General features: G+C 37.0%; 8 protein-coding genes. 3 read left to right on the forward strand and 5 right to left on the reverse strand.

Annotated features, from left to right (window positions below; translation table 11 throughout):
- The 3 genes from PHQ42_04565 to PHQ42_04575 form a co-directional block, all read left to right on the forward strand.
- Positions 1–1,056 (forward strand): radical SAM protein (locus PHQ42_04565; GenBank protein ID MDD5071976.1); only part of this gene is annotated, 1,056 nt, incomplete at its 5' end.
- A 253-nt stretch (positions 1,057–1,309) separates the two neighbouring features.
- Positions 1,310–2,044, forward strand: coding sequence for an acylneuraminate cytidylyltransferase family protein (locus PHQ42_04570; GenBank protein ID MDD5071977.1), 735 nt, complete (start codon positions 1,310–1,312; stop codon positions 2,042–2,044).
- A gap of 282 nt (positions 2,045–2,326) precedes the next feature.
- Entirely contained in the window at positions 2,327–3,016 is a 690-nt protein-coding gene (locus PHQ42_04575; protein ID MDD5071978.1) for a macrocin O-methyltransferase, read from the forward strand.
- 110 nt (positions 3,017–3,126) lie between these two features.
- Here the strand turns inward: PHQ42_04575 and wecB are convergent, their stop codons facing one another.
- The 5 genes from wecB to PHQ42_04600 form a co-directional block, all read right to left on the reverse strand.
- On the reverse strand, positions 3,127–4,245 hold the full coding sequence (gene wecB, locus PHQ42_04580; protein MDD5071979.1) for a UDP-N-acetylglucosamine 2-epimerase (non-hydrolyzing): 1,119 nt from the start codon (positions 4,243–4,245) through the stop codon (positions 3,127–3,129).
- Between the two features lie 10 nt (positions 4,246–4,255).
- A complete protein-coding gene (locus PHQ42_04585) occupies positions 4,256–5,452 on the reverse strand; it encodes a glycosyltransferase (protein ID MDD5071980.1) in 1,197 nt (398 codons plus the stop codon).
- Between the two features lie 15 nt (positions 5,453–5,467).
- Positions 5,468–6,385 carry a formyl transferase gene (locus tag PHQ42_04590; protein MDD5071981.1) on the reverse strand — a complete coding sequence of 306 codons (918 nt, stop codon included), beginning with the start codon at positions 6,383–6,385 and terminating at the stop codon, positions 5,468–5,470.
- 1 nt (position 6,386) lies between these two features.
- Entirely contained in the window at positions 6,387–7,646 is a 1,260-nt protein-coding gene (locus PHQ42_04595; GenBank protein ID MDD5071982.1) for a hypothetical protein, read from the reverse strand.
- Between the two features lie 184 nt (positions 7,647–7,830).
- Positions 7,831–8,646, reverse strand: coding sequence for an SDR family oxidoreductase (locus PHQ42_04600; GenBank protein ID MDD5071983.1), 816 nt, complete (start codon positions 8,644–8,646; stop codon positions 7,831–7,833).
- Between the last annotated feature and the right edge of the window lie 144 nt (positions 8,647–8,790).

Consider the following 8,790-nt stretch of genomic DNA (forward strand, 5'->3'; position numbering starts at 1 on the left):
TTGCCTTTCCCAGCCTGGGATTTACTTCATCAGGACGTAAGCGGAGAACCGTTGCTAGAGCGATATATCGAAACTCCAGTTTGGGGTGAAAGCAGCACCACAAAAAACAGCTCCGCCGCCCCATTTACCATGACTAGAAGCCTGACCATACCGGACAGCCGTGGCTGCCCCTTCAACTGCGCCTTCTGCTATCGGGGGATGCAGGGCCAGAGGGATTATGGAGCCTACGGAGCGCAACGCCTGACCGCTGAAGTGGAATGGCTCATCAAAACCTATGGGATTGATTTTGTCGGATTCAATAGCGACAATTTCATGATTGATTGCCGCCGCATCAGAGACTTAATGCCTCTCCTTTCCCCGCTTGGGATTAAATGGGGTACGCACGGAAGGATGGATGAAACAGCTGATATTGGCCAGAAAGAGAAACGGGTTAAATTTATGGCTGCCGCCGGCTGCATTTACATAGGTTTTGGCGGTGAAAGCGCTCATCCGGATATCTTAGATAGTATGGGTAAAGGTGGAAGCATTTTAGCCCATGGCCTAGCTAGAATTAATGGTTTTTCGTTCCCTCGCACTATGGTGGAAGCCATCAGAACGGCAAAAGATGCCGGCATCCATGGCAACTGCACCTGGATGATGGGCTGGCCCGGAGAAACCCTTCTTCATCTTAAAACTACCATTGCTTTTATAAGATGGCAGGAGGAATTCGCCACCCAAGGCCTATCGCCTGGCACGCTGGAATACGAAACAGCCAAAAATTCCATCAACAGGATTTTGTTTATAGCCACTGCTTACCCCGGAACAGATATGTTCAAAATGAAAGCGGTTCGCCATAAACTCATGGCGGAATTTGGCATTCATTTTGATCCGGGGACCAATCAGCCAATCGGCGATCGGCATCTTGAAGAATATGTTCTGGCTTTAGGCGATGCCGGAAAGTTGCTCTTTGGTCGAGATGGTCGTCCGCTTAACTTTAGTAGCATGCCTGATAACATTTTTATCCAGGCTCAAAAACATGTCGAGGATGATGAAACCTACAGGATTCTCGATCTTTGAACAAAATCCCGTTCGGCTTTCCGGACGGGATTATTTTTTTATACCAGAAATGGCCGCTTCGTTGCCTTAAAATTTTTAAAGTAGCAATGGCGGGACGTGAAGAAACAGCGGGCGCCTATTGGCATAGGCGGGTTGGCTTGCGGAAATTCACTTTTTGGCGGAAAATAAATCATTTATCGCGTTTGACTAAAAATAATGGTAAAGGTATAATTTATGTAATCAGAAAAATAATAAATAATAATTTTAAAAATTTATGAAAATTTTAGGAATAATACCGGCGCGAGGAGGTTCTAAGAGCATCCCCCTTAAAAATATCAAAAAATTATTAAATAAACCTTTAATAGCCTGGACGATTGAATCTGCTTTGGAAAGTAATTTAGACAGAATACTTGTCACTACTGATGATAAAAGAATCGCCGGGATAGCTAAAAAGTTCGGAGCAGACGTCCCTTTTATTAGGCCGAAAGAACTGGCAACGGACATAACCGGCATAGAACCCGTGATAAAGCATGCTTTAAACTGGCTTAAAGAAAACGAAAATTACGTTCCTGATGCCGTCGCTTTGATGATGCCGACTACTCCTTTAAGACCAGCAAAACATATTAATGGAGCCATAGAATTATTTAAAAAAACAAAAGCAGATTCAGTCGTGGCGGTTTACGAAGTTATAGCGAACGAAAATCCGCACTGGATGTTAAAAATTAATGACAAAAATCGGGTAGTTTTGTTTACCGGCGAACCCCTAACTAAGATTAAAACCCGTCGCCAGGAATTGCCAATCTGCTATTCCCGCAATGATATTATCTACATTTTTAAACCAAAAAATCTTTATGGAAAAACTCCAAATTTATACGGGAAAAAGGTGGAGCTTTACTTAATGGATGAATTTTACAGTATTGACATTAATACCGAGGAAGACTGGTTTGTCTGCGAACAAAAATTAAAAAAATTGCGAAAATTAGAAAAAAATGGTTTTAAACTGCCTTAATTAATTTTATAGATTTAAAATATGGGAAATAACGGCAAAAATTTTAATTTAATAGAATGCCTTAATGAAATAAAAGATAGAAAAATTGTTTTATTTGGTGCATCTCTTTCCGGAGAAAGCGCCTTTCTTAGCCTGGTTGAAAAAGGAATCAATAAAAACAATATTTCTTTCTACGACAATAATAAAGAAAAATGGGGGAAAAAAATAAGGGGATCAAAGATAATTTCAAGGAAAGAATTCCGGCAATTGCCGAATGATATTCCGATAATAATAACCAGCAGTATGTTTACACAAATAAGTAATCAGCTAAAAGAAGAGGGATTTACAAATTTTCATTATATACGCAGCTGGCTATGTGAAAAACGTTTTTTCCTTAAATATAGCGATTTTTTCATTAAACTCCTAGAAGATATTAAAGAACAAACCAATATGGATAGCGAAGAGCAGTTTACCCTCTATTCCGGCATGGTGGCAACGTCTAAATTGCCTGGTGAGGTGGCTGAAGTTGGGGTATATAAGGGGGGTTCTGCCAAAATTCTTTGCGAAACAAAAGGAAATAAAAAGTTATATTTATTTGACACCTTCGAAGGTATCCCCAAGAAGGAAATTACTAAGGGGGACTTAGTAAAGCCTAACTGGCTAAACGAAACTTCGTTAGAAGGAGTTAAAGAATATTTAAAGGACTATCAAAACATATTTTTATACAAGGGGCTATTCCCTGAAACTGCAAAAGATATTTCAAACAAACTTTTTTGTTTTGTACATTTAGATGCCGATACTTACAAAGGCACCCTGGAAGGGCTTAAATTTTTCTGGCCAAAAATGGTCAAAGGAGGAAGAATTGTGGTTCACGACTACAACAATAAAACTTTACCGGGGGTAAAAAAAGCTTTCAAAGAATTTTTTAAAGATAATCCTGAATTAATAATTGATATTGCCGATACCCAAGGAATGGTGATTAAGAACAGATAATAAATCCCGTACCCTTCAACGGGGTATTAAACCCCGCTGAAAGGATTGATTTATATCCATTCATCCACGTAGCAGAGCTAAAAGGTATTCTGGAAAGGTGCGGAATAAATTTATTTTGCTGTTTTATTTACCAAAAAATCGACTATTCTTTTTCCGGCCATACCGTCTCCGAATGGGTTATCCCATTCTTTTTTTATTTCTGCCATTTTTTTAGAACAAAACAATATTTTCTTGGAATCTGTCCCGGCGAGAATATTTGCGCCCGACCTTAAAGTCTCGGGCCTTTCCGTATTGTCTCTTATAGTCACGCAGGGAATTTTTAAGATGCAAGCTTCTTCCTGTAAACCGCCAGAATCCGTGATTATTAGATTCGCCCCTGATTCTAATTGCAAAAAATCCAAATAGCCTAGGGGCGATATTGCCCTTACCTCTGGTGGAATTTCCAAACCGAACTTTTTTATATTATTTAAAGTCCGGGGATGAATCGGATATATTATTGGTAAATTAAAATCACAGGCCACCAAAGCCAATCCCCCAAGAATACCTTTCAAACGCTCTCCTATATCTACATTTTCCGCTCGGTGAGCCGTAGCTAAAATATAATCTTTACCCTCTAAATTTAGTTTCTTTAGAACATCGCTCTTCTTACCAGCCAATTCAAGATTCTGAAAGACGGCATCAACTACGGTATTGCCGGTTAAGACAACCTTACCATCAGCAAGGCCTTCGTCCTTAAGATTTTGTAAACCATCTTCAGTGGGCGCGAATAAAAAATCAGAAATATGGTCAGTTATGATCCGATTGGTTTCTTCCAGCATGGTTAAATCATGGCTCCGCAAACCGGCTTCGTGGTGGCCAACTTTAATTCCGAGCTTATTAGCGGCCAAAGCCCCGGCTAAAACGCTGTTGGTATCACCCTGAACCAATACCGCTACCGGCTTCTCTTCGGCCAAAACTTTCATAATCTCCCTAATCATAAGCCCGACCTGTTTACGATATTCATGACCACCAACATTTAAGTTATATCTTGGTTCCTTTATTTCTAAATCTTCAAAAATTTTTTTGTCCATTTCATAGTTATAATGCTGGCCGGTATGTAAAATAAAATAGCTAAGCCCTTTTTTCTCGCAAGCCCTGATTATCGGCGACATTTTTATAATCTCCGGCCTGGTTCCTAAAATTATAGCGATTTTTCCGCCAGAAACTGGCATATTTTTACCTAAATTCATATTAATAATTTTAATTGTCTAATGCTTCATTAAATAATTTAATCAGCTTAACGGTTGTGTTCCGCACCTCATACTGCTCTAAATATTTTTTATTTATTTCTATTTTTATTTCTCCAGAAATTAACCTTTCAAGATACTCGCCTAATTCATCAACTTGATCATAATTAAATGATTCGCACCCCAGACCTTTTATAAATTGGGCCGTCGGACTACTGGCTGGAGTTATCCCCAAAATAGCCTTGCCGCTTCCGGCATAGTCAACAACTTTTGAGGGCAAAAATGGGCTATCTGGCATATCAGCGTCAATTACGACTAAACAATCAGATAATTTCATATGCTTTAAGCTTTCTTCATAACTGACCGGCGGGATAATTTCTATATTGTCTTTTAGGCCATAAAGGTCCGCCATCTTGGCTATGCTGGCGGCGCTATATCCGGCATAATCATTGGCCGCGCCGATTAATTCAATTTTAAATTTACGAGTAAAGTCAGACCGCTTATTCATTATTTTTTGTAAGGCTTTAAACAGCAATTCTGGATTTCTTTGTTCATAAAAAGCGCCAATATAACTTATAATGAATTTATCAGAATCTGTTTTGCGAACTTCCGGATAATCTTTTAAGTTAAAGCAATGAGGGACGATTTCCGCTTTTTCAGCCCAGGATGCCGGATACTTTTTCATAATTAAACTGCGGGCTGCCTCGTTAGTGAAAATCACCTTGTCGCTATTGGCAATAACATATTTTTCCAGTTTTAAAACGTTTCTTCTTTCCAGGCCCAAATACTCTTTGTATGGATTATCAAACCAAGGATCGCTAAAATAAGCGACAAACTTAACGTCTAATTTTTCTTTTAACATCGCCCCTAATATATTGCTGGCTTGCGGATTTGAAAAAGAGAAAACAATATTTATTTTATGCTTTTTTATTATGTCCTCCGTAACTTTAAATAGTTTTTTATAATATCTTGCGGCAAAAAAATTACGAACTAAAAAATACTTATTAAAATACCTATTTATTTTAAATTTAGGAATTTTATAAACCGGCGCGTCTATTTTCCAGTCTCCGCATATATCATAAGTAATAATCATCGGATCTACTCCCTGCTTTTTCCATTCCGGAATCATTTTGCCGATTAAAATAGACTGGGGACGAACTATCGGGGGCGTCCAGAAACTTAAACATAAAATTTTTAATCTTCTTCGCATATCTAAATTGTCTTTTTAATATCTGACAAACTTATGTTTTATCATTAATTTTTTATTTTGTATCAAGTTTGGCCTAAAAGTAAATGGCGAGTTAAGAAAATTAATAAATACTGTTTGAAATCTATTATATACAATTATATCCTCGTAGTCCTTGATGTGCTTTCTTTTTAAATAATTGAATCCCTTTATGGACAATCGGGTAGAGGGTATTTTTGTGTTCGTCTTGTTAATCACACTAATACATTTTAATAATATTTCAACTCCCACTATTACGGTTTTGCAGTACAAACTTGACGGATTATCGTGGCTATCTATTTTTATTGTATGCTGATGAATAACATTACCAGTATCAATGCCTTTATCAATCTCTTGCACACTCGGACCAATGTAATACATATCATCATTAATAATGTTGGGATACCATGTATTTCCGCCGCGGTACCACGGAACAATCCCGCCATGCAGGTGGATTGTGCCGAATCGAGATTTCCCAAAAAAATCTTCTCTTAAAATTTTACCCCCGTGAACAACAATCAAGTCGGGGTTAATTTCTGCAATCTTCCGAACGGCGGCATCGCAATTAATGTCCTCAAATTCAAAATATCTTTCGGATGTTTTTATTTTATCTATAATATTTTGAACAACTAGAACTGAAAAATATTTTTTTAAAGACAACGTTTGATATTTAAATAATTTCCTTTGAGCATTTTTTTTACTAATAAAAAACAGTGGATTTCTAATTAATGAAGGAAACATTTTAATAAGTCTGAATAGCTTCCGGATAATTTTAAATGATTTATTAGTTTCTCCCCCCTGTTGAAAAACCCGCAAATGAGTCTGGGCAAATACATAAACTTCGTGGCCCATATTAAATATTTCTTGCCACAAATAATCATGCTCTATGCCTGTGTTGCTAGTAATAACTATTTTCATATTATCCTTTTATTTCTTGAGGAGGAACCCCTATGGATAATAACAATGAATCCATAAAAAATTTTGTTCCCCATTCAATTAAATTATTTGGTTGATATTTTCCATCTATGGGCCAAGATGCCGGCATAACTCCATTAAGCAACTCATTGCTAAACCCTCGCAATTGGAAGCATTTTGTAGCTTCTATAATATCTTTAAATAATTTTTCATATTGCGGTGGGGTTTCGGCAGAATAAAAATTAAATTTCTTGATAACAATAGCCATCTGGGATAAACCGGTTATACACAAATCGTTTACATATTTCCTTTGACAATCATAATGAGAAGGAAATAGATTCGGATATAAAAAATTCTTTTTATCATAACTTACAAGAAAACTAATCGCCCTTTCAACCACTAAGGCATACTGATCGTTTTTAAAATATATTGCCGCTTCTACAAGACCACGTAAAGTATAAGCGATGGTATGTAATACAGCCTGATCATCTTCAAATCCCCAATAATCAATCCATCCATTCTCTTTCTGCAATTTAACTACATAGTCAAATTTCCGTTTAGCCTTAATAATAAATTGCTCATTCTCTAAAACAACCCCGGCTCGCAACAAGCCATATGCGGCCCTAGCATAATAAGATCTTTTTGATTTTAAATATGTATAAGTTGCTTTAAATGATCCATCTTCTTCTATTTCCCCGGCTAAAAAATTGGCGGCATCAATTATCGCCTTCTTCAGTACTGTCCGGTCAACAAAATATGAATCAACTTCCTGATTTTTATTAGCCGTCTCATATAAATCTGCTAAACCAAGTAATATTTGCCCTGAGTCAAAAATACTGGGTGTCCCAAAATCTTTTGTTGATTCTCGTCCGCCCGTAAAAGCTCCGTTTTCCAATTGCATAGTAAGAAGATACTTACAAGAATTATCAATGAGTTTGATGACAAGCTGATAATTAAAATCTCTCCATGGTTTATTTCTTAAAATTGTTAACAAAGTACACAGGGTATATCCGGTTGTTTCCGGATAAGAACTGGCTAGTCCATAACGGGCGCCTATTGAAAATTTTGCCGGAAAACCACGCCCCTGTAACCTCTGATTAGCAATATACAACCATTTTAATGCATTTAATAATTGAACATCATCTGGATATGGTTTAAAGGGATATAATTCCCTATTAGCTCGAAATAACACCATTAAATCTTTATCAATATGCGGCCTAATAATTTGGTTATATTTGAATTTGACTTTTTCTATCATTGTCATAATGTTCTTTTGCTGTTTTTTAGTTAAAAAATAACCGGTTGATTAAATTCAGCCTCTTCATTGAATTGACTGGGGCCTAATTATTAGCGGTGTCCAAAAGCTTAGGCATAATACCTTTAATTTTTTCCTTCATATTTATTTTACTAATCTTAGATTATAGAACATAATTTCTAAGCTAAATTAACTACCAAGAACTCTTTCCGCCATCCATTATTAAATTTTGACCAGTCATAAATAAAGATGCGTCTGAGCAAAGGAATAATATAGCGGAATTATATTCATCGGATTCGGCCATCCTCCCGAGCATATTAGCGCCTCCGAATCTTTTTACGAATTCAGGCGGAAGATTGGCGTTCCCTACGCCGCCAGGAGAAAAAGAATTAACCCTGATATTAAATTCTCCAAGCTGGGCCGCGCAAGCCCTTGTTAATCCCAATACGCCGGTTTTTGAAGTTACATACGCCGGAGATTTATATTTGCCTGGCTTATCATAAACTCTGTGGTCATGGGCAATATTTGAAACCTCGGAAGCTATATTCACTATAACTCCTGATTTTTGTTTTTTCATAAAAGGTATAACCGCCTTAATACAGATAAACATACCCGTTAAATTAACCTTTAATTCTCTTTCCCATAAATCTACTGGATAATTATCAATAGCAACAAATTGCTTCTCCGAATCCTTGCTTCCGACAGCCGGATTCATAGCCGCATTATTAATTAAGACATCAATCCGATTAAATTTTTTAACAACCTGCTGGATGGTGCGTTGAACTGCCGGTTCATCAGAAATATCAATGCAGAATCCAGTTATTTTTATGCCTGAAAAGTTGCTCAATCTCTTGGTGAATGTTGGTTTGTCAACATTGTCCAACAAGACAATGGTTGCACCTGCTCTTCCCAGGGTTTGCGCATACTGCATTCCCAAAACTCCGACTCCGCCGGTAATAATGATAACCTTCCCCCTGACATTAAAATTGGATATGTTTTTTTTCGTCATATAAAAAATTTAGTTTATATTTTTTAAAATTCTTTTTAGAAAAAAAATCTGTTTTTTGGCATCGTCCAGATATTTTTTCCCCCGCCAAGCCTGCATAATAATCGTACCGGAAAATTTTATCTTTTTAAGCGCCTTAAAACAATT

The sequence above is a fragment of the Patescibacteria group bacterium genome (genome assembly GCA_028711655.1).
Lineage (GTDB): Bacteria > Patescibacteriota > Patescibacteriia > Patescibacteriales > JAQTRU01 > JAQTRU01.